The organism is Pantoea sp. JV6 (genome assembly GCF_025910055.1).
GTDB lineage: Bacteria > Pseudomonadota > Gammaproteobacteria > Enterobacterales > Enterobacteriaceae > Pantoea > Pantoea agglomerans.
In genome coordinates this window covers 84,575-105,600 of sequence record NZ_JAPCIM010000002.1, presented here as the reverse complement: position 1 = coordinate 105,600, position 21,026 = coordinate 84,575, and the positions used below count along the sequence as shown (strand labels likewise).

Sequence of the window (21,026 nt, the reverse complement as noted above, 5' to 3'; positions counted from 1 at the left end):
TTGTGCCAGAGGCAGCAGGCAATGGCACGCATCATCCTGAACGCGGTCAGTTGATGCGTTCAGGGAAGCTGCTGATTAATCTCTACCGCGATCGGCTGATGCCCATCCCAGGGCGTCACTGCGCTCAGGCCCAGCCAGTCACCCGGCCGGGGATTGGCTGGGTCACGGGAGATACGCACCCGGACCTCGACCTGATGCTGCGCCGAAAGCAGGCGATCCGGCATCATGGCGTTGCTGTCATCCAGCGTCAGCGACAGCGGGAAGTGACTGAGCGGCATCCGCTTAACAGCCACCGGCACCGGTGAAGCACCGTCAGAAACCGAAATATACAACACTCCGTCCTGCGGTAACATTTTTTCTGCCTTAGGTGCCAGCGTCACGGTCAGTGCCAGTTGACGACTCTGTTGCCCGGCGGCACTTCTGGCCTTTTCGATGCTGCGGGCGATCATCGCCTGTCGCGAATCACCGGCCGGCAACAGACCCAGCAGGGTCTGCCATGCGTCGATAGCCTGATCATATTGCTGCTGTCCGTAAGCATTAAATGCCAGCAGGCTCAGCGTACGCAGGTTTTGCGGATCCGCTTTTAGCAATGCCTGCAGCAGCAGTGACGCCTGACGGTTATCCTGCGGGTCGGGGGATCGCGTCAGGACTTCGGCATAATCCTGTTTTAGCGCCAGATCGTTGGGAGCAAGCTGTAGCGCATGCTCAAATGCCTGGCTGGCCGTATCGGCATTATTCAGCACCATGCCGAGCCGTCCCAGCATCGTCCAGTCAGCCAGATTATCCGGTTCCGTTTGCAACGCGGTACGCAATCCGAGCTGTAAACGCGCCAGCTCCTCCATGCTCAGCGGTTTAGCGCCAGGGTCCATCAGCCGGGCACGCAGCTCAGGATACGCCTGCTGCACCTGCTTCCAGCCCGTGAGCTGTGCCAGGCCACCGGTTTTCAGGTAAGTCCCCAGCGATACCCCAATCAGTACGATCAGGCCTGGCAGCAAAATCCAGCGACCGCTGCTGTGTGATTTCATCGTTTGTGCCGGTGGAATATCCGCCAGCAGTGTCTGCTGTAACTCCCGCTCCATCAGTGGACGCTCAGCGACGACGCCCTGATCTTCATCCTGTGCCAGCTCATCTATCCGCTGATGGTAGAAGCGCTGATTAAGGCGATCGCGATCGCCTGTGCTGGCCTGACGTTGCCGCCAGCCCGCCGCCAGGAACAGCGTACAGGCCGCCAGCAGTAACAGAAAAAGGGTAATCCAAAATGCACTCATTACGGCTTCCTGTCTGACTTCAGTAGCGCATTAAGACGCTGTTGCTCATCTTCATCCAGCTCACTGCGGGTTTTGCGCTGACGGCTGCGCAGGATAATCACCGCACCGCCCAGTAGCGCAAACAGCGCCGGACCAGCCCACAAAACCAGGGTTGAGGGCGTGACCGGTGGCGAATAGCTGACAAAGTTGCCATAACGCGCCACCATATAGTCGATAATTTGCTGGCGACTCTGACCCTGCTTCATCAGCTGATAGACTTTCAGCCGCATATCGGCGGCAATCATGGCGTTTGAGTCGGCGATGCTGTTGTTCTGGCACTTCGGACAGCGCAGTGAAGCGGTCAGGTCGCGGTATTGTTCTTCCTGGGCCACCGAGTCAAATTGCAGCGTGTCGATGCTTGCCCACAGGTTGATGCTGAACAGCAGGCCGCAGAGCAGTAACAGCGTTCTCATGATCCCGCCTCCGCGCTGTATTTCACCCACAAAGGTTTCACTTCCTGATCCCAGACGCGCGCATTGAGATCGCCCGCGTGGCGATAACGGATGATCCCTTTACCGTCGATCAGGAAGGTTTCCGGCGCGCCATAGACGCCGAGATCCAGTCCCAGCATGCCGTTGCCATCATAGAGGCTCAGCGCGTAGGGGTTGCCCAGCGTATTCAGCCAGTTAACCGCCTTGTGACGATCGTCTTTGTAGTTCAGCCCGACGACGCGAATGCCCTGCTCCGCCAGCGTATTCAGATACTGATGCTCGGCGCGACAGGTCGGACACCAGGTCGCCCAGACGTTCAGCAATATCGGTTTACCATCCGTCAGCACGCGCTGGTCGTAGGTTTTGCCTGGCTGATCGAGTGCTTCCAGCCGGAACAGCGGCACCGGCTTACCGATCAGAGCGGATTCGAGACGGGTCGGATCGTCGCCATCGGCATTACGTGTCAGCTGCCACAGCAGCGCCGCCGCCAGCAACAGAAACAGCATCAGGGGAATAAACAGGATTTTTTTGTTCATGTCCGCTCCTCAATTCCCGCTTTTTTGCGCGAACGATAACGGGGATCAAACAGGCAGAACAGCCCACCCAGCGCCATCAGCGCGCCACCGAACCAGATCCAGCGGACAAAGGGTTTGTAATAGATGCGCACGGCCCAGCCGCCATCCTCCAGCTCTTCGCCCAGCGCCGCATAGAGATCGCGGCTGAAACCCCCATCAATCGCCGCTTCGGTCATCATGGTGCGGGCGGCCGTATAAAAGCGTTTCTCTGCCTGCAGCGTCGCTTCATGTTTGCCGTTGCGCGTGACATCGATGATGCCCATGCCACCGCTGTAGTTAGGCCCCTGCAGATTCTGCACGCCGCGGAAGACAAAGTGATAGTGATGAATATCGATGCTATCACCCGCCTTCATCCGCACATCGCGTTCCACGCTGTACTGGGTGCTGAATGCAATACCGATCACGGTCACCCCTACCCCAAGATGGCCCAGTACCATGCCCCAGTGACTGCGCGACAGGTGACGTAAACCGGCAAAGAACGGATGACGGTGAGTGGCGCGCTCATGCAGTTCCAGCAGCGTCAGCACGATAATCCAGAGTGACATCAGCAGGCCAACCACGGTCATCGCCTCAATGCGATCCTGCAGCCACCAGGGAATGATGATGGAACAGGCCAGGGTCACGATCAGCGCCAGCGCCAGCCGCTTTGCCAGCTTCTGCGGCTCATCGCGACGCCAGCGCACCAGCGGCCCGATCCCCATCAGTAGCGCAAACGGCGCCATCAGCCAGCTGAACATGTTGTTGAAGAACGGCTCACCGACCGAAATGCTGCCCAGGCCCAGTTGCTTGTGCACCAGCGGCAACAACGTGCCGAGCAGAACCACCAGCATCGCGGCAATCAGCAGCACGTTATTACCCAGCAAAAACGATTCGCGCGACCAGGTTTCATTCTGCACCCGGCCACGTACCTGCCCGCCTTTAATAGCGTAGAGCAGGAGCGAACTGCCGATAACAATCACCAGAAACGCGAGGATAAACATCCCGCGTGCCGGATCCGAGGCGAAGGAATGCACCGACACCAGCACCCCGGATCGCACCAGGAACGTCCCCAGCAGGCTCAGCGAAAACGCGGTAATCGCCAGCAGCACGGTCCAGGCCTTAAAGGTGCCTCGCTTTTCCGTGACCGCCAGCGAGTGCATCAGGGCGGTACCTGCCAGCCACGGCATAAACGACGCATTTTCAACCGGGTCCCAGAACCACCAGCCGCCCCAGCCCAGCTCGTAATAGGCCCAGGCCGAGCCAAGGACAATACCAATCGTCAGAAAGACCCAGGCCGCCGTGGTCCAGGGACGCGACCAGCGCGCCCAGGCCGTATCCAGCCGTCCGGCCATCAGCGAGGCGATAGCAAAGGCAAACGCCACCGAAAAGCCGACATAGCCCATATAGAGCAGCGGCGGATGGAAGATCAGGCCGATATCCTGCAGCATCGGATTCAGGTCGTGCCCGTCTATCGGAAAGTCCGGCAGCGTGCGGCCAAATGGATTCGAGGTCAGCAGGATAAACAGCAGGAAGCCGAGATTGATCATGCCCATGACCGCCAGCACGCGTGCCAGCGCATCCTGCGGCATACCGCGACTGAATATCGCCACCGCTAATGTCCAGGTGCTGAGCAGCAACACCCACAGCAGCAGCGATCCTTCATGCGCGCCCCAGGTGGCAGCAATGCGATAGTAAACCGGCAGCAGGCTGTTGGAGTTTGTGACGACATAGGCAACGGTAAAATCGTTGCTGATAAAGGCCCAGACCAGCAGCGCGAAAGCCGCCGCGATGCAGATAAACAGACCGCAGGCCAGCGGACGCGCCATCGCCATCAGGCGGGCATCCTGGCGCACTGCGCCCCACAGCGGATAGCTGCTCAGCAGCAGGGAGAGTCCCAGTGCCAGGCAGAGCAGAAAAGTACCAATCTCGGGCATCATGATGATTTATTTCCCGCCTGATACAGCGACTGCGGGCCGGTGTGATTACTCTTCATCGCGTCTTCAATCTCCGGCGGCGTATATTTCTCATCATGTTTCGCCAGCACTTCTTTGGCGATCACCTGGTTGCCCGCCGCCAGCACGCCCTGTGCGACGACGCCCTGCCCTTCACGAAACAGATCCGGCAGGATGCCTTCAAAACTGACGCTGACCACGCCGCGGGCATCATAAAGTTTGAATGACACGGCAAGCGTATTCGGATCGCGCCGGACGCTGCCGGGCATCACCATGCCGCCGACGCGCAGCCGCTGGCCCGCTTCGGGCTTCTCGTGCGCCTCGCCTTTGCCGTAGAGGATTTCACCTGGGGTATAGAACAGATCGATGTTTGAGCGCAGCGCATACATCACCAGCGCGGTGGCCAGGCCGAGGCCGAGCAGAATCGCCACTGCCGCATAGAGGCGGTTGCGTCGACGGGTATTCACAATATCTCTCCTGCCGCTTCAGCCGCGGCTTTTTTAGATTTCGCTGCCCGGATGCGGCGTTCCCGCGCGTCGTGCTGGCGGATCTCAGCCAGCAGGCGGCGGCGCAGCAACAGGGTATGCAGCGTCAGCCCGACAAGCGGAATCAGCGTGCAGGCAACCGCCAGCCAGACATAGAAGGCGTAGCCCCCCATCTCAAAGAAGGCGTGCCAGGAGGAAAAGGCGGGTGTCATGCCTGCTCTCCCCGCTTCGCCACATCAATCGCCCAGGGACGGTGACGTTCGGTTAACAGAATCAGGTTGCGCAGCCGCATCAGGGTCAGCGTGATAAACACCAGCAGATAACCGATGATTGCCCAGCGCAGCGGCGTTCGCATCACTGGCGCAATCGCCTGCTGGAGAATGCCCGACGAACCCTGATGCAGGGTATTCCACCACTGCACTGAGAAGTGAATGATCGGCAGATTAACTACGCCGACCAGAATGAGAACACCCGCGGCCCGCCCTGCGGTGCGGCGGTCATCAAAAGCGTGCCAGAGCGCAATCACGCCCATATAGAGGAACAGCAGCACCAACTCCGAAGTGAGGCGCGCATCCCAGATCCACCAGGTCCCCCACATCGGCTTGCCCCATGCGGATCCGGTGACCAGCGCAATAAAGGTAAAGACCGCGCCCACCGGTGCCATGGCGGCGGAAACCAGATCGGCCATTTTCATCTGCCACACCAGGCCGATAAAGGCGGCGATGGCCATCGAGGCATAAATGCCCATCGACCACATCGCGGCGGGCACATGAATGTACATGATGCGGAAACTGTCGCCCTGCTGATAGTCAGCGGGAGCAAATCCAAAGCCCCAGGCCCAGCCCAGCAGCAACGCCGCCAGCCCTGAGATGGCGAACCACGGCACCAGTCGCCCCGAAAACTGATAGAGCCGTTCGGGCCTGGCCAGCTGATGTAACGCTTTCCACATATCAAATGCTCACATTAACGATAAAAGAGTGTTGCCGCGTCTTTTACGCGCGGTTATTTCAACGGCTGTTATTGCAAAGTAATTCTTAGCGCTGCCGCCGTGGCAAACGGGGAGAGCGTGGCGCTGCCCAGCAGCATCGCGCCGAGAATCGCCAGATAGCCATTAATCGGCAACCCCTGACTGGCCGCCTCCATCGCCGCACTGGCGAAGATCAAGACCGGAATAGCCAGCGGCAGCACCAGCAGGCTAAGCAGTACGCCACCGCGCCGTAAACCCACCGTGAGACCTACACCAATGGCACCGAGAAAACTCAGGGTTGGCGTGCCGAGCAGCAGCGTCAGGGCCATCGCCCGCCAGCCATTAAAATCCAGCGACAGCAGCAGCGCGGCCAGCGGCGACAGGATAATCAGCGGCACGCCTGTGACCAGCCAGTGCGCCACTACTTTGCCGATAACCGTTACCGGGAGCGGCGTCGGCAGCAGTACCAGTTGCTCCAGCGAACCATCGCTGAAGTCATCGCGAAACAGCCGCTCCAGCGCCAGCAGCGACGCCAGCAGCGCGGCAACCCAGGCTACGCCCGGTGCAATGCGCGCCAGCTGTTGCGGGTCAGGTCCGATGCCCAGCGGAAACAGGGTAATAACAATCAGGAAAAACCAGAGCGGATTGATCACATCAGCCCCGCTGCGAAAGGCGATGCGTAATTCACGCTGGATGAGGCGAAACAGCATCAGCCTTCCTCCCCGTCGCCGAGGCGAATTTTGCGCACCCGCGCAGCATCCGCGGGCAAATCCTGATGGGTTGTCAGGATCACTGCGCCACCGTTATCGGCATGCCGGGCGAATTTCGCCATTAATTTTTTAACACCCGCTTTGTCGATGGCGGTCAGCGGCTCGTCGAGAATCCATATGCGGGCCTGGCTGAGCCATAGCCGCGCCAGCGCTACCCGACGCTGCTGACCCGCCGATAACCGGCTAACCGGCACCTCTTCGTCGCCCGTGAGATCGACGCTTTCCAGCGCAGCAAAGATCTGCGCATCACTGCAATCAGGATGGTAGAAACGCAGATTTTCCAGCGGTGTAAGCACGCCTTTGACACCGGGATGATGGCCCAGATAGAGCATCGCCTGATGCCAGGCTTCGCGCTGCCGCAGGATTGGCTGCTGCTGCCAGCGTATTTCACCCTGTTCAGGACGGCTCAGACCAGCCAGCAGCCGCAAGAGTGAGGTCTTACCGGCACCATTAGGGCCTTCAATCTGCACAATGTCGCCTGCAGAGACGCGAAATGAGAGCTGCCGGAACAGCGCACGTTCGTCGTATGCACAAGTGAGCGTAATGATTTCCAACATCGAGGGGGGAATCGCACCAACTAAAAGTGGCCGGGATATTACCACAATGTTGCTGTGGGCCGAAGTGTGAGCCACCGCTCAGTTTCGATGCCATGGGTTTATTCGTGCGGTATCGCCCGCAGTCTGAATAAAAATGCAGTTCCGAAAAACGTTGTTACGCTTATTCGCATCGATCGTTACATTATCGGCAAATAAAAAACGGCTACGCTTATTACGCGACAGCACTATCACCAGGAGAAAATATGAAGCCTTCATCAGGTAATGAACAGGGTCCTAACGACGTCGAGAGTGAAGAGAAGGATAAGGGCACTGACATCGAAGTCGATGAGGAGGCTTTACCCTCCCGCGCCGCTGCCATCCATGAAGAGATCCGCCAGGATGGGGAAAAGGAGCTGGAGCGCGATGGTATGGCGCTGCTCTGGTCAGCCATTGCGGCGGGCTTATCCATGGGCGCCTCGCTGATGGCGAAGGGGATATTTCAGGTACATCTGGATGGCGTACCAGGGGCATTCCTGCTTGAAAACCTGGGTTATACCTTTGGTTTTGTTATCGTCATCATGGCGCGTCAGCAGCTGTTTACCGAAAATACCGTCACGGCAGTCCTGCCGGTGATGCACAAACCGACCTGGAGTAATGGCGCCCTGCTATTACGTTTATGGGGCATCGTCTTGCTGGGTAACCTGATCGGGACGGCGCTGGGTGCGCTGGCGTTTAATGAGATGCCGATATTTGACGAGGCTACCCGTCAGGCGTTTACCAACATCAGTATGAAGGTGATGGAAAATACGCCCGGCGAGATGTTTGCCAATGCAGTGATCTCCGGCTGGATTATCGCCACCATGGTCTGGATGTTCCCCTCGGCGGGCGGCGCCAAACTGCTGGTGATTGTGATGATGACCTGGCTGGTTGCGCTGGGTGATCTGGCGCATATCGTGGTGGGATCGGTGGAAGTGCTCTATCTGGTCTTTAATGGCAGCATCAGCTGGTATGAATTCTTCTGGCCGTTTGCCCTGCCGACGCTGCTCGGCAACATTACCGGCGGCACGCTGATTTTTGCCCTGATCAGCCACGCGCAGATCCGCAACGACATGAGTGAAGCGGCCGTGGCTAAAGCGAAGGCTGAGAAGAAGAAGCAGGAGAAACGTCGCCAGCGCGAAGAGCAGGAAAAGGCTGAGTAAATCCAGGGCAGGCAGAGCAGATTGAACCGCTCTGTCTGCCTTTCTGGTCTGTTTGCTGAAGGCGATTTGCCAAGCGGGCGTCTGAAAAACGTTTACTGGAAGTGTCTGCTGCAAAAGGGGAGTGAAGATTTTAGAGTCGGGGTGCCGCTTCAGTCTGGATGACATCCCGGACTTCAGTACAGCTGTTTCCGCTTTCTGCACGTAACGTTAGCGCGCGCAGAAAACCGGGATTGCTGGCGGAATGAGCAAACGGACGGCGATGTAGTGAATCTCACTGCCTGTTTGCGCTATACTGCGCGCCGCTGTCCTCTTAGTTAAATGGATATAACGAGCCCCTCCTAAGGGCTAGTTGCAGGTTCGATTCCTGCAGGGGACACCAGACCTGCCCTGTACTTAAACCCGCCCTATCAATTAAAACTCTTAATAATCAATATCAAGCCATTACTGACGGCTATCCCCCTTTGCCCTTTTTCTTCTCAGAATCAATAATCATTTGCCGGCCCTGGCTATGTTCTTTAGGCAAATCCATCAACACCAGTGAATGAGTTGTGATTATGACCTGCCAGGTCTGGGTTATTAGCTGGATACCTGTGCTTTAAATATCTTTTTTATTTTAATGAATCCTGTTTTATTTCTGCATAACGGGCAATCAGTTGCTTCAGATGCATCTCCAGCTGAGCTCTGGCAGCCGCAGGCAAAGGTTCGCCTGCTGGATTTTGTGACAATACTCTTAGCTGCTCTTCAGCCGGTATGGATTGATTAAAGGATTGCATAGCGGAAAAAACGACTGACTTCAGCTCACTGACCGTCAGGTATTTTCCTTTCTGCCCATCCAGTTCGTTCAGCCTGTCACTCAGTTTTTGTAGTGTCGCCACTCCCTGAGACCAGCCATTCAGCTGTTCTGTTGGCAATGCGGCAGCATTAAGCTGTTGCTGCCACTGCAGGATTAGTGGCTTAGCCTGCTCCGGCCAAAGTACCCGGGCCTGTTCCAGCAACTGTCGACTGTAGTCAATATTCCAGTCAGGAGGCAATTTATCCAGCCGGGCAAGCTGCTGCTGTGTTTGTGTTATTAAAACCTGTGGTAACGGAGCTTGCTGACGCCACATATCCAGTTGTTCAGGCGTGAGAGATGCAGGCAATGGAGCCAGTGAGACTGCAAACTGAGTCTGCAACGGAACTTGCCGATTAAGAAACTGCCAGCTCCATAGTGTGACTGTGCTTACCACCAGCATGGTACACATCCCGGCAGCGAAGAATTTCCATTTTTTTACCTGATCGGGCATTGCCGCCAGTGCTTCTGCATTCGCATGGTGTTCCGGGAGCGCCGCATAAACCCATTTAACTACGCTTGCTGACGTATCTTCAGGCGGACTACCAGCAAGGTCCCTCGTGGATGCTGCGGCACTATTCATCGCGGTGGCAGGCAACCTGATACCTGGCTGAATGTCCGGCCCGGTGCTGGTTATGCTATCGCTGTTTTCCAGCCTGGCAGCACTGTTGTGCATCAGGGTACGTAACGTATCGAGCTGGCTCAGATGCTTAAGCTCCAGGCCCTGCAGCACCTCACCCAGAGCGGTAAGCTGTTGCTCCGCCCGATACAGCTGGCTGAGGTCGCTGTGATTTAGCGGGAGCGAACGTATCAGTTGCTGTAAACGCTGACTCAGACTGCTGAGGATTTTCATGCGAGCATGGACAGGCTGCGGCCAGAGTGCGCCCCACTGATGGCTTATCAGTGCCTCGAGTATCGCCAGACCTTCATTGAGCCCCAATAAACCAGCCAGTTGCGTTCGGGCCAGCGTGTACCAGGACAGCGTCTGTAGCTCCACACCATTCTGCTCAAACAGTGAGAGACAGCGTTTTTCGGCATAACGCCAGTTCACATCCGGGCGAGCCGGATGTGTCAGCTTACTCAGTTCATCACGCAGGGCGGCATAATCCGGTAGCGTGCGCGGGTCACCACCGGTTTTGATTTTATGTGGGGGGATGTGATTCATGACCAGTTGTCCATTTTGACGCGTACGGAAATATGGAGGATTAACGCTTATGCGGGCATATTCAGAGGAACGGGTACTGCAATACCAGCAGTTATGGCAGAAGCGCCAGAATCAGACTAAAAAAGGTGCTTTCATCAAAACTCTGTCCGGGACGGGATAATGCTCCCGGCGGAGTAAAGGACCAGTCACTGAAATGACCTGCCCGCATGAAAAGGCGCCCCACAGACGTCACACTGCCTTCTGCATGAAGAGTCACTTCCACGCATCCTGTCACGCCCTGACCGTACAAAAATACCGGTGTAAATTTTACAGAGCGATCGTCGTAACGCAGGGTGATAGCGGCAATCTCAAAAGTCCTGTCCTCCATCAGCAGATCCGTAACAGCAACGGTAAATGTTTCCACATTCAATCCGGTACCCACCAGCCACGCATCCATCTGCTCCTGAAGCTGCACCATTCGCAGGCGAAACTCTGCAATATCGGCCTGAGTCTTGCTGGTAGATAAGATCGGGGCTGGCTCTCTGGCCTGTAGTTTTTCGAGGAACTGTGATTTTACTGACATGGTATTAACTGGCCTTACAGCCGGGTTGCTGTGTCGAGATACTGCTGTTGCTTCAGGTGTCGCAGGAGAACCCGCCCTTCTGGCATAAACTCTGTGCCATAGCGTACGAGGCCAACACCGTTAAGTTCCGCATCAATGGCGTAGCGCAACTCACCGGGGATGTTCTGTTCCAGCAGGACAACGGCTATTTTTCTCAGGCGTGGCTCATATCTGAGCAGAACAGCCGACAGAGCACCCATCAGTTCATGGGCAGTCCCCGGCATGCCCTGCAGGATTTTGGTCATATCCGGCAGGCCATAGTCCGGCAGATGCGCCAGCGTGCCAGCACGGCAGTTAAGGATCCGTTGCATGTTATCGAGCACGGACAAAATCACCTGATTTTGTTCACTGACCTGATGGAGATCGAGGCCGCCGGTGAAGTTGCCGTAGAGTGTTTCATACAATGAAGGACGGGATAACTCACTCATCTTTCAGCGCCTGAAGTGTCAGCCGATTGTTCCCCGCCTCAATGACGCGTGCTTTATCCGGATCGAGATCGTCACGACTCAGCACCACACGCCAGGTGTTGTTCTCCTGGTCCGGTGACATAAACATCCCGGCCACCGCCACATACTGCGCACTCTCTTCCATCGGCATATCAACCGTCACTGCCCCACCCGGCTGCAGGCGGATGTCTTTCTCCGCCACCAGGTCTGCTTTGATGGCCTGACTGTCAGCCTTAAACAGTGACGGATAGTCCGTCATGTCGAATGTTTTCCGGTCTTTGAGGTGGTAAATACGCACCACCGTCGACAGCGCCACCCCGCCTGCATTGCTGTTAACGGCCTCGCGGGCGCGGATATCCAGATGCAGGGTTTTTACCTGCTTGTAAAAAATCGATTTGGTCACGGCAACGGTGCCGTCCGTCACTTTCTGGGTCAGCCCACAGCCAGCGAGCATCAGTGTGATGCCCGCGGCCAGTGCAACCAGAGGAAATTTACCAGCGGTAATCGCCATCTTCATCGGTCTCCCTGCGGTGAATATTTTCCTGTACCCGCTCATAGCGGCCAAGATTGATGGTTATGGTTTTGGGGTGCATGACGGTGTTCGCTGCATTCAGCGGCCGCATCACGGCGGTACGGCCCAGTTGCACGGCACCTGCCTGCGGTTTACTGCTGATGGTCGCGTCAGGCAGCAGACTTCGGTCGACACACAGCTGTAACCGCACATCGAGGCGGGAGCCAAGATAGACATGCAGCAGCGCCATTAAATCCGTGTGAAGCTCCCCGCCCGGTAACCAGCCCTGTACTTCAGCCGGGTCAGAGGTAGTCAGGCGCATCAGCACCCGGCTGTTCACGTCGGTGGCATAGCTGCCCATCACCGGACGGTTTGTCAGGGTGACGGGCTGGCTGACGCTCATGGTCAGGGGCTTTTTCAGCGGCGCGCGGCGTTTATCGTGGTGCCAGATTTTCGCCTGTGTGTTGGATGCCAGCAGGCGCACCAGCGAGGCCATGCCTTCTGCGGTACGCCCCGGCAGCAACATGACCGGCAGCAGTGCCAGAAAGCGTGAAGCCGGAGTCGCGATACTGTCCGTGCAGCCGTTAATCCCGAGCCCGGCAAGTCCCAGCAGGTACTGCGAGGTGTTGTCCTTACCGCCTTCTTCGAAAGTCGCCGGGTATGAGTATTTACGCCAGATACGGTAGTACTGGGCAATCAGCCGGTGGTTGAAGATATCGAGGAAATCCGCGGTGGCCTCATACCCTTCCCGTCGCTGGGTAATGTCATCGATATAGTGCGTCGGCAGCGGGGACTCCACGCCGTAGAGTCCCATAAAGGTGATGCGCACAGTCGGCGGCAGATGCGAATGCTCAGACTGCTCAATACCTTTAATCTCTGAAGCCGGAAAACCCATCCCCGGGTGTGGCCGAAAACGTACCGGTTCATGACGTACCTGCCAGGTACTGCCCGTAACCGGTTTGTCCGGCTGGTTCTGCTCCAGCAACTGGCAGAAGCGGTAAAAGTTGATATATGGCAGCCGGTCCCCCAGTTGCGCTATCAGCCGGGCAGGCGCGGACTGTGATTCTCTTTCCACCGGATGCATTTTCCTTCTGGCTGAACAATGAGGGTGAGCTGGTTAAACTGGTTCATATCGGCATACAGAGCAAAGAACCGGTTTAGCATTTCACCGAACAGGTGAATATCGCCCTCGCCGGTGAAGCCGTTGCTGTCGAGGGTCACTTCGATATCCAGCCCCCGCAGCAGGTAGCCCTGCTCAAAACGTTGCAGGCGGTGGTGCTCCACCTGCTGAATCGCCTCCAGACGCCGGGTATTCAGTTCATCTCCCTGCCAGTTATAGAGTGCCAGCGTCCCGCGCAGCACTTCGGCAGTACTCATCATATTCAGAAACCCGGAGCCGAGGTGGCTCAATACCCGCCAGTGGAAACGGTCTTCCGCAGGCGGGTAAACCGGCAGCGTGGGCTTACAGAGGTTGCGTACTGAAAGCGGTGTACTGACCACCTGCTCACTGCGGTCGAGCAGCGTGCTCTGAAGCGCCCGGCGCGGTAACTGACCGTTGGTGCCGGTGATTTGCAGCGATACGGCTTCGCGCTCAAACAGGCGGTCATCTTCCCACTGGTGCCCGCCCAGAATCAGCCAGGTGTCATACAGCCCGGTGACACCCCGCTTAACGCGGGTGTGGTAATAGCGAGGTGGCGCATGACTGCGCATCATCCCGCCCTTGTGGCGGAAGCTGCTGAACGGCACGTATTCGGCATCACTGGTGCGGTTTGAACCGGTAACCGAATCCACCGAATAAATCTCAGTATGCCCGTCCTGGAGCCGCTTAGGACGCAGCAGGTACTCACTTTCAAGCCCGGTGATGGTGAGAGGGTCAGCCTCCAGCGTAAACAGGTTAATCACCGGCACGCAGTGGAGGCGAACCGCATCATCGGTGACCGGCAGGTCTGATGGCCACGGCGTGCTGAAGACCACTTCGATGTCGAAGTACTCAGCCCCGGCAGGCGGCGTAATGTCGTCCAGACCGTTGAGGTGGACAAACATAAACTTGTTGCGGAAGGTGAAATACTCCAGCAGCAGCTGGTAGCCACTGAATGCGGTGTCGCCTTTCGGCCACAGCCCATCCTCTTCGGCAAACCCGCCCGGTGAGAAATACCCGTCAAGCCGGATACGGTCGATCTGCCCGGGCAGGCGCATATACAGAGCGGCCTGCCTTCTGGTCAGCATCAGGTGCAGCTGGCTACTGACGGGCGCGTCAGCCTCAAGATAGAGGCTCAGGTGACTGAGGTCAGCATGGGACCAGTCTGCCTGAGTGCTGCAGGCAAAGCGCATCCGCAGCAGCGAACGCCCGTCAGGCTCAGTGGTCATAGTCACCCCTGAGATGTTCAGCGGGTTGAGCATCACATCCCGGGTAGTACGGTAGCGACAGACCGTATTTTTAGGCCCCACCGGGCGGGAATACACTTCCAGACCCGCTGGCATCACTTCCGCCATCTTCACGGCCTGAAGCGCAGGTGTGAACGCCACTACTGAGAGTGAAGGAATGGTGCGCAGGTAGTGTGGCCAGAGCATGCTGACCAGCCCTTCGGTCAGTTCCGGCAGGTCGTCGTCAATCTTCTCGCGCAGCCGCCCCATCGAAAAAGCAAAACCTTCAAACAGACGTTCGACATAGGGATCAGGTGTGCCGGCCTTATCCAGATCCAGCATCGCGGCCCGATCCGGATGGGTCTGAGCAAATTCTTTGGCCGCTTCACGGAGGTAGCGCATTTCCGCGTCGTAATAACGCAGGGTCAAATCTTCCATTTATTTCTGTTCCTGTGGATTTAACCGCAAAGCACGGCGGCACGGGCGGGATCGACGGCGATCAGCCCGGCAAGTAACTGGTCCATTACCGGCGTAAGGCGGGTCTTATCAGCCTCACTGCGACCGGCTTTCAGGCGCAGGAGTTTCAGATGACGGGCCTGTACCTCAAACAGCAGCTCTGGCTCCCAGTCATTGAGGGTCACTTCTCTGGCGCGCTCACCCAGTTCTGCAAACAGGTGCACCGCCAGGTCATTCTTACCGTACTGCTCAGCAATGCGGCCCATTAGCAGTCGCAACAGCCATTGCTGGCGCGCGGTGGCGATGCCGGGCCGGGTCTGCAACCAGCCCAGCGCCGCATCCGGGCCTTCACTGTCGGCCAGCGCTACGGCTTCCGGCTCCAGCGACAGAATGTCATCGTTACCGGCGGTGACCGGGGCTGATGGCGTGTCATTACCCCAACCGCCGACGGTGTCCAGCACGCTCTGCTGGATCCAGTTCAGCGTCACTTCGTCCGCAAACGGCGTGCCGTCACTGAACGCCAGCGTCTCCAGCCCGGACAGGCGCGACAGCAGCCCTTTCAGATCAGCCGTGACAATGTCGGCCAGCGTTTCCTTGCCGGATTTCGTCAGCGCCTGGTGGATGTACCACTGTAAATCCAGCCACAGGTGGTTGGCACCGCGGGAAAACGTGCTGTCTGCTGTATCCAGCATTTCAGCCCAGTTCTGCTGCAGGTAGAGGCGTTTGAGTAACGCGCGCTGATCCGCCCTTGGTGGCTCGATGCGTGTACGCCCCTGCGCATCCGGGGCCGGGATAGCCCGCAGGGTGTCGTGACGCAGGCTCTTCATCAGATGGTGTGCTGACAGCCAGCCGTCCGGCTGCTCACGCAGATATTCGGTGAGGGTGCGGGCCTGGGCCAGCAAATCCTGGCCGGACGTGATCCGCCCGATAGCCGGTGCATCGTTGTGACTGGCAGGTGAAGGGGTTTCGCTGGTACTGGCGTTCTGCGGTACCACGGCATCCACGCCCCCCGCTTTGTGCAAACGACTTTCCAGGGCACCGTACAGCGCATTGAGTTCAGGACGGGTTTCATCGGGCTCATTCTCAATAAGCTGTGATATCAGCAGCAGCGCACCAGTGGTTCGCATCGCATCGATCCTGACCACTTCCGGGTACAGGGAAAGCGAGTCGGTCATGCGCGACCCTGCCAGCCATTCCAGTGCCGCCTTACGGCTGCGGTCACGCTGCGGGTGCAGCTGTGGTCCAAAGCGCTCCAGCAAACCGGCCAGCAGTTCGAGCCCTTCCGCCAGCCCCTGCTCACCTTCGCGGTGCAGCTTCGCCCAGCAGTAGTACGTCGCCACACGGATATCTTTGGCGGTCGTGGTCAGCAGCTTCTCTGCCAGCCGGCAGATGAGCTCGGTATCCGCGCCGGAGAGCTTGTTGACCTCCTCGCGCATCTGCTGGAAGTCATCGTTATAGCCCGGATCCTCGCCCACGGGTGATGAACCGGACAGCAGCTGCAGCCAGCTGCCCCACTGCGCCACACGCTCACGGGTTTCTAAAAGTAATGGTTCCTGCTCTGCCTGGCAGGCACTGAGTAAGGCATTGAGTGTGCTCATCAGTACGCCTCCCCGTCGTCACTGGCCGTATCTGTCGCCGGGTCTGACGGTATGACGCCGGTGGTGCTGAAGATAGTTTCCGGCAGGCGAAAATTACGCAGCTTCAGCAGCGCCAATGGCCCCTCGCCCGCTTCGGTACGCAGGGTGTAATTGAGCATACGGCCATCCTGCGCTTTCCAGCTCAGACTGTAACTGCTGTCGACACCCGGGTAAGCACTGACGGCGGCTTTATCAAGCAGGCGTATCCAGCCCCATGCTCCCGGAATTTCGGCATATTGACGGGTGCCAGCCTGGATACTAACCCAGCTCAGGTTCGCGCCAGGGACTTCGGTATCCGCAGGCCACGAAAAGCGCTTCCACGCTGGCAGTTGGTTCAAATAGGTCAGCTTCTGGCTGTCGATAATCATATCCGTCTGCATCACGCCAGCGGCGGTGCCCGGGCGCAGCTCGAAGTTCATGCCGGCATTGCCTTCGGTGAAGGCCACATCCGAGATATGACTCAGGGTGTTGATGGCGTTGAGGAACGCCGGATTAAAGGCCAGGCCCTGCGAGTTGATGCTGTCCGGCACCCAGTGGTTGCCCTCTTTGTGCAGCACGCCTTTGAGGCGGATTTGCAGGAACTGCGCGATACGCCCGGAATCTGCGTTGAGGTATTTGGCCAGCAGCGGCAGAGAAACATCACTGCTGGAGTTGTTGAACGGATAACGGCCACCAAAGGCACTGTTCCACTCAGCCACCACCGCCTGCTGCCACTGTGCATTGAGGCTGTCGGCCGCCGGGGTCAGCACCTGCTGCCAGGCCTGCTCCATTGGGTTCACAAACACCGTGCGCCCAAAGTCGCTCCACTCCTGACCGAGACTCGCGGCAATCAGGCTGCCGTAGTCGCGGGTTTCGGTCAGATCCACAGCCTTGCCCTGGAATACGGTCTGGGCAATGGTCTGGGCCATAGCCTGCGGGTCAGCAGCATTGGTCACCTGCTGCAGTCGCAGACGCACCTGCGTCACGCGGGTCAGAAACGACTGCAGACTCAACTCCTGTGCGCCCGTGCGGATCTTGTCCATCAGCGCCAGCACCGGGCCAAAGGTCGCATCCAGCGGGCCATGAACCCCGACACTCTGGTCAATGGCATCTTTGTTGTCACCACCGAGCAGGTTCTTCGCTGACTTCACCAGCGAGTCGGAAATCGCTTCGCCAGTTTGACCCGTGCGCCCCTGCACATTGAGGGTGTTCATCAACGCCACCAGAGGTGACTGACGCACATCAGCCATCAGAGTCAGCTGGTCAATAGAGTCCGACAGCGTGGTGGCCCGGTTCCAGCGCAGGCTGTTGAGAAACGCCAGCCAGGCTCCGCCGAAGTCAGCGAAGTAGCGCTCGGTCAGACGTTTTTTCAGTGCTTCCGGCGAGGTTTCGTTCTGTTTATTCACCTGACGCTTACTGTCAGTCAGCACCCAGTCAAGCTCGTCCCGGCGCGCCTTCACCACCTTTTCGATGGCGGGCTGCACGGCCTGCTCCCAGGCCTGACGGGTGAACATGCCCGGCACGATTTCCGTAGTGCTGAACAGACGGGATGCATCGGTATCGCCGGTCATGTCTTCAAGGCGCATATCGACATACAGATGCGCCACCTGGGAGAGCATCTTCTGGTACAGGGTCGACTCACTGTTACGTAAGCCCATCAGGCGAACCAGCAGGGAACGCGCCTGGCTGACCATGTTCTCATCTGCCCGCAATTTCCACTCAGGGTGCGCAACCAGCTGCGCACCATAGAACGACAGCAGTGACGGCGCCACGCCCTGCCAGACACCGTCTTTCACGCCATCGCGTTTTGGCCAGTCGTGCAACAGCGCCGGGCTGAACCAGGCCGCGTCCATATGTTCCGGACGCGCCAGCATCAGGTAGAGCTTGAGCTGGTCATAGGTGGCTTTTGCCATCTGCTCACGCAGTGGGCTACCCGGCGGCAACGCGTTAAAGGCGCTGACTTGCTTTTGAAGATGGGTTGCGGCCGCATCCCGCAACAGCGGCAGTGCACTGTCCTGATAGCGTGGCCAGAGTGCTGCCAGCAGGGCATTATTCTGGCTCAGGCCGGCCTTCTCGTACCACGGCACGCCATGCTCAGAGCGGTACTGCAGACGAGCCAGGGTTTTCTGGAGTTCAGACAGCGCGTGCAGGCGCTGCTCCAGCGGCTGATTCTGTCGGGCGGCAAGTGCGGTCTGGATATTCGCGCCGTCAATCTGGCTGCGGTTGGTGACATACGCGATGCTCATCCATGCAGCCCAGCCCACCATCGCCAGGGCGATAACCGACGCAAACACTTTGCGCCATGGAATGCCCGGCTTGCGCGGACGCAGTCCGGCAGGAAGCGTCCGGACGGATTCAGGCAGAATATCCCAGCGGTTATCCATGCCCCAGTGGTGCGTAACAGCACGTTCAGCACCGGCAGAGGGCTGACTAAACACCACACCAGCCAGCGGCAGCGGGCGGTACGGATTGAGCATCACCGACAGCGGTGCAGTCACACTTTCTGGTTCGCGAATGAGCTGGTCAGCCAGCGTCAGTAAGAAGTTATGTTTCACCTCACAGCAGGTCTGCTGCAGACCCTGTGAAGTCAAATCCGGCGTCAGGGCAGAGAGTTGTTCTGCCAGCCCTTCGGTACGACAACCGACAGGTAACAGGCAGCCGGTAGCCTGCGTAATGCGCCCTTCCTGCTTATCGGCGCGCGGGTGCAGGGACCAGACATACAGCGGGAGTTTCCAGCCAAGCGTTTCCATACGCGCGCTAATGGCATGAGACAGGGAGTCCATGGTGCTTTCAGACGGTACCGGCAGCGGCTGTTCCAGTCCCGGTGCTGAGAGCTGGTCAAAGGCCGAGGTGACCCACACCAGCCCATCCACCGGACGGCGGCGCAGTTTGCGCAGCGCGGTCAGCCAGGCGCTGTCTGCTGGCGTATTGAGGTCACCGCCCCACAGCAATAGCGTGCCGCGATCTTCCTGCCAGAGCTGGCTGGTGAGGCCGGGTGTGAGCTGCTCCACTTCTGCAGCAGTACCAGTTATCAGCAGGATACGTGTTTTACGGCCCCAGCGCCGACCGTAGAGGTTACGCATGGCCAGGCGGATGGAGTCGACGGTGACATTGCGTGGGGCGGTCTGTTTGACACGTCCTTCATCGGCAGGCAGGACACTTTTACGCTTTGCCTGAAAACGCGACCACTGTTGTTTAATCGCAAGACAAATGATTTTGCCATGGCGGACAAGCAGCAGAAGGATTATCACCGCCATAAATACCAGCAGCTTAAGGCCAATACTGGTCAGTCCGAACGCATCCCCCTTTTTCCAGATAGCCAATCCGATCGCGACAGCAATCAGCGCAGTAATACTGATGCGTCCCCAGTTACCACGCCACACTGAGTTATCCTTCGCCATTCATCAGATTCCCTGTAGTTACGGTATTTACAAATCGCTGCTCTTTGTCACCCGAAAGCATCAGGCAATCTTCTTTTGTGAGCATAGCTATATCACTGACGACGGCGGCCATAATCCACGGTGAGAAAGGACCGCTGAGCCCGGCATATTTCTCCAGCCAATGGCACTGCTGGGGTTTCCAGCGGCCTTCATATTGTTTTGCACTGGCCAGCAGAGTGGAAAAATCATCACCCCACTCCATGCTGTCACCCACTATTGCACGCGCAGCGATAGCCTGTGATTGGGTCGAGAAAAAGGTATCAAGCTCTTCACTCAGCATTTGGGTTGATTCAAGCGACATAGGCCGAAGAAGGCGAGCGTGATGGTTAAGCTGATACTTCGTTGCTACATCATCAGAGGTCAGCATTAAAGCCGAGAGCGAATCACTGTACTCATTCCCTCCCTGAGTCTGGTGAACTAACAGAAGCTCAACATCCAGAATCGGGGATTTAAGACGTTCGCCCACCCAATCGAAGGTTCGGTCTTTAAGAATTGTCAGTAACGGTACGGGAAACGCCTGTCCAACTAACTGGAGCCAGCATGCTGAAAATTCTCTCTGCAATGTCTTATCAGGATCGTGTGAATCCGTCAGTAAGGTTGCGTGGAAAGGGAGGTCAGTTAAGCGCTGTAATTCTGATATGTCCAGGCCCCCAATCAATGCTGAAAAAGCATCTTCGCCCACAGGTAACGTTATTCCCCGAGAAAGAGAGCTACCCTGCTCAAGATCTTTGGGGGCCTGCAGAAATGTGGATGGCGTCAATTCATGAGGCAGGATAACCCGGCTATGCAGAACCGCCAGATAACGCCCGGCCCAGGAAATCCATTGCTGCTGTGCATAATCTGCTTCATCAGATTCAAACTGGTGACGATCCATTGCGTGGTTATACATCCAGCCGCGAATACAAATCGTCACGAACCAGATAAAAAGAGGGCTTCCGGCAACAATCCAGAGGTTAAATTTTTGCAATTCATCCAGAAACTGATTGGCGTGGAGTACAAAGAGCAACACTCCAGCAATAACAGCAATAAGGCCTGCAATCAGCCAGATGACCAGTGACGGCTCATCAGGTTCTGCAGAAATTGTAGCTTTCTGACGCTCCCAGCTCATAACTTATCCTACTGAACAATCCGGCGCACTGGAGATAACATGGCAACCACATTCACATTCGCAGCCATCCACAACAACAGGCTTCCCATCAGAGATCCATTCTGGTGACCCTTCTATAATGGCATTAATACCATGCCCTTCAACAGGGCAATTAATTTCATCGCCAACGAGGGCTACATTCTTTCCGTTCACGATTATGGTCGAAGATGCAGATATAACCTCACCGCCGTGAGTAGTTTTATCTCCTAGCAATACAAATCCTTTGGACATATCACACCTAACAAATTAG

At 57.4% G+C, this 21,026-nt stretch carries 20 protein-coding genes and 1 tRNA gene; 2 read left to right on the top strand and 19 right to left on the bottom strand.

From position 1 onward, the window contains the following. Nucleotides 1-59: 59 nt before the first annotated feature. The 9 genes from ccmI to ccmA form a co-directional block, all read right to left on the bottom strand. Nucleotides 60-1,268, bottom strand: a complete 1,209-nt coding sequence (ccmI, locus tag OK412_RS01240) for a c-type cytochrome biogenesis protein CcmI (protein WP_249654694.1) — start codon at nucleotides 1,266-1,268, stop codon at nucleotides 60-62. After that, nucleotides 1,268-1,720: a cytochrome c-type biogenesis protein gene (locus OK412_RS01235; protein ID WP_022625093.1), complete on the bottom strand. Its 453-nt coding sequence runs from the start codon at nucleotides 1,718-1,720 to the stop codon at nucleotides 1,268-1,270. Before OK412_RS01235 ends, ccmI begins: the two co-directional genes overlap by 1 nt. Continuing rightward, the gene (locus OK412_RS01230; RefSeq protein ID WP_010257920.1) at nucleotides 1,717-2,274 is read right to left on the bottom strand and encodes a DsbE family thiol:disulfide interchange protein; all 558 of its coding nucleotides are present in this window, start codon (nucleotides 2,272-2,274) and stop codon (nucleotides 1,717-1,719) included. The genes OK412_RS01235 and OK412_RS01230 overlap by 4 nt, the downstream gene beginning before the upstream one ends. Beyond that, on the bottom strand, nucleotides 2,271-4,229 hold the full coding sequence (locus tag OK412_RS01225) for a heme lyase CcmF/NrfE family subunit (RefSeq protein ID WP_264352596.1): 1,959 nt from the start codon (nucleotides 4,227-4,229) through the stop codon (nucleotides 2,271-2,273). The genes OK412_RS01230 and OK412_RS01225 overlap by 4 nt, the downstream gene beginning before the upstream one ends. Beyond that, complete coding sequence (gene ccmE, locus OK412_RS01220) at nucleotides 4,226-4,711, bottom strand: cytochrome c maturation protein CcmE (protein WP_010671430.1); 486 nt, start codon at nucleotides 4,709-4,711, stop codon at nucleotides 4,226-4,228. The genes OK412_RS01225 and ccmE overlap by 4 nt, the downstream gene beginning before the upstream one ends. Beyond that, nucleotides 4,708-4,941: a heme exporter protein CcmD gene (gene ccmD, locus OK412_RS01215; protein WP_060680658.1), complete on the bottom strand. Its 234-nt coding sequence runs from the start codon at nucleotides 4,939-4,941 to the stop codon at nucleotides 4,708-4,710. The genes ccmE and ccmD overlap by 4 nt, the downstream gene beginning before the upstream one ends. Continuing rightward, complete coding sequence (locus tag OK412_RS01210) at nucleotides 4,938-5,678, bottom strand: heme ABC transporter permease (RefSeq protein ID WP_010257913.1); 741 nt, start codon at nucleotides 5,676-5,678, stop codon at nucleotides 4,938-4,940. The genes ccmD and OK412_RS01210 overlap by 4 nt, the downstream gene beginning before the upstream one ends. 68 nt (nucleotides 5,679-5,746) lie before the next feature. Further along, the gene (ccmB, locus tag OK412_RS01205) at nucleotides 5,747-6,406 is read right to left on the bottom strand and encodes a heme exporter protein CcmB (RefSeq protein ID WP_010257910.1); all 660 of its coding nucleotides are present in this window, start codon (nucleotides 6,404-6,406) and stop codon (nucleotides 5,747-5,749) included. Next, nucleotides 6,406-7,023 (bottom strand): cytochrome c biogenesis heme-transporting ATPase CcmA, encoded by a 618-nt coding sequence (gene ccmA / locus OK412_RS01200; protein ID WP_010257907.1) that lies wholly within the window; start codon nucleotides 7,021-7,023, stop codon nucleotides 6,406-6,408. The genes ccmB and ccmA overlap by 1 nt, the downstream gene beginning before the upstream one ends. Before the next feature lie 242 nt (nucleotides 7,024-7,265). On the opposite strand from ccmA, the gene OK412_RS01195 reads away from it, so the two are divergent. Together OK412_RS01195 and OK412_RS01190 are read left to right on the top strand one after the other, a co-directional pair. Next, nucleotides 7,266-8,201, top strand: coding sequence for a formate/nitrite transporter family protein (locus OK412_RS01195; protein WP_010671426.1), 936 nt, complete (start codon nucleotides 7,266-7,268; stop codon nucleotides 8,199-8,201). 304 nt (nucleotides 8,202-8,505) lie between these two features. Further along, nucleotides 8,506-8,580 (top strand) — tRNA-Arg (locus tag OK412_RS01190). Between the two features lie 229 nt (nucleotides 8,581-8,809). Here the strand turns inward: OK412_RS01190 and OK412_RS01185 are convergent. From OK412_RS01185 to OK412_RS01140, 10 genes are all read right to left on the bottom strand, one after another. Next, nucleotides 8,810-10,195, bottom strand: a complete 1,386-nt coding sequence (locus tag OK412_RS01185; protein ID WP_264352595.1) for a VasL domain-containing protein — start codon at nucleotides 10,193-10,195, stop codon at nucleotides 8,810-8,812. Between the two features lie 91 nt (nucleotides 10,196-10,286). Next, nucleotides 10,287-10,757, bottom strand: a complete 471-nt coding sequence (locus OK412_RS01180) for a hypothetical protein (protein WP_264352594.1) — start codon at nucleotides 10,755-10,757, stop codon at nucleotides 10,287-10,289. 14 nt (nucleotides 10,758-10,771) lie between these two features. Next, nucleotides 10,772-11,224: a type VI secretion system baseplate subunit TssE gene (tssE, locus tag OK412_RS01175; protein ID WP_062758737.1), complete on the bottom strand. Its 453-nt coding sequence runs from the start codon at nucleotides 11,222-11,224 to the stop codon at nucleotides 10,772-10,774. Further along, nucleotides 11,217-11,753, bottom strand: a complete 537-nt coding sequence (gene tssJ, locus OK412_RS01170; protein WP_264352593.1) for a type VI secretion system lipoprotein TssJ — start codon at nucleotides 11,751-11,753, stop codon at nucleotides 11,217-11,219. Before tssJ ends, tssE begins: the two co-directional genes overlap by 8 nt. Further along, complete coding sequence (tssG, locus tag OK412_RS01165; RefSeq protein ID WP_264352592.1) at nucleotides 11,734-12,837, bottom strand: type VI secretion system baseplate subunit TssG; 1,104 nt, start codon at nucleotides 12,835-12,837, stop codon at nucleotides 11,734-11,736. The genes tssJ and tssG overlap by 20 nt, the downstream gene beginning before the upstream one ends. After that, entirely contained in the window at nucleotides 12,792-14,555 is a 1,764-nt protein-coding gene (gene tssF, locus OK412_RS01160) for a type VI secretion system baseplate subunit TssF (protein ID WP_158149145.1), read from the bottom strand. Before tssF ends, tssG begins: the two co-directional genes overlap by 46 nt. A 20-nt stretch (nucleotides 14,556-14,575) precedes the next feature. Beyond that, a complete protein-coding gene (gene tssA, locus OK412_RS01155; RefSeq protein ID WP_264352591.1) occupies nucleotides 14,576-16,171 on the bottom strand; it encodes a type VI secretion system protein TssA in 1,596 nt (531 codons plus the stop codon). Next, nucleotides 16,171-19,590 carry an ImcF-related family protein gene (locus OK412_RS01150; RefSeq protein ID WP_264352590.1) on the bottom strand — a complete coding sequence of 1,140 codons (3,420 nt, stop codon included), beginning with the start codon at nucleotides 19,588-19,590 and terminating at the stop codon, nucleotides 16,171-16,173. Before OK412_RS01150 ends, tssA begins: the two co-directional genes overlap by 1 nt. Next, nucleotides 19,577-20,737: a hypothetical protein gene (locus OK412_RS01145; RefSeq protein WP_060680671.1), complete on the bottom strand. Its 1,161-nt coding sequence runs from the start codon at nucleotides 20,735-20,737 to the stop codon at nucleotides 19,577-19,579. The genes OK412_RS01150 and OK412_RS01145 overlap by 14 nt, the downstream gene beginning before the upstream one ends. Nucleotides 20,738-20,740: 3 nt before the next feature. Continuing rightward, nucleotides 20,741-21,007: a PAAR domain-containing protein gene (locus tag OK412_RS01140; RefSeq protein WP_072008757.1), complete on the bottom strand. Its 267-nt coding sequence runs from the start codon at nucleotides 21,005-21,007 to the stop codon at nucleotides 20,741-20,743. Nucleotides 21,008-21,026: the final 19 nt, after the last annotated feature.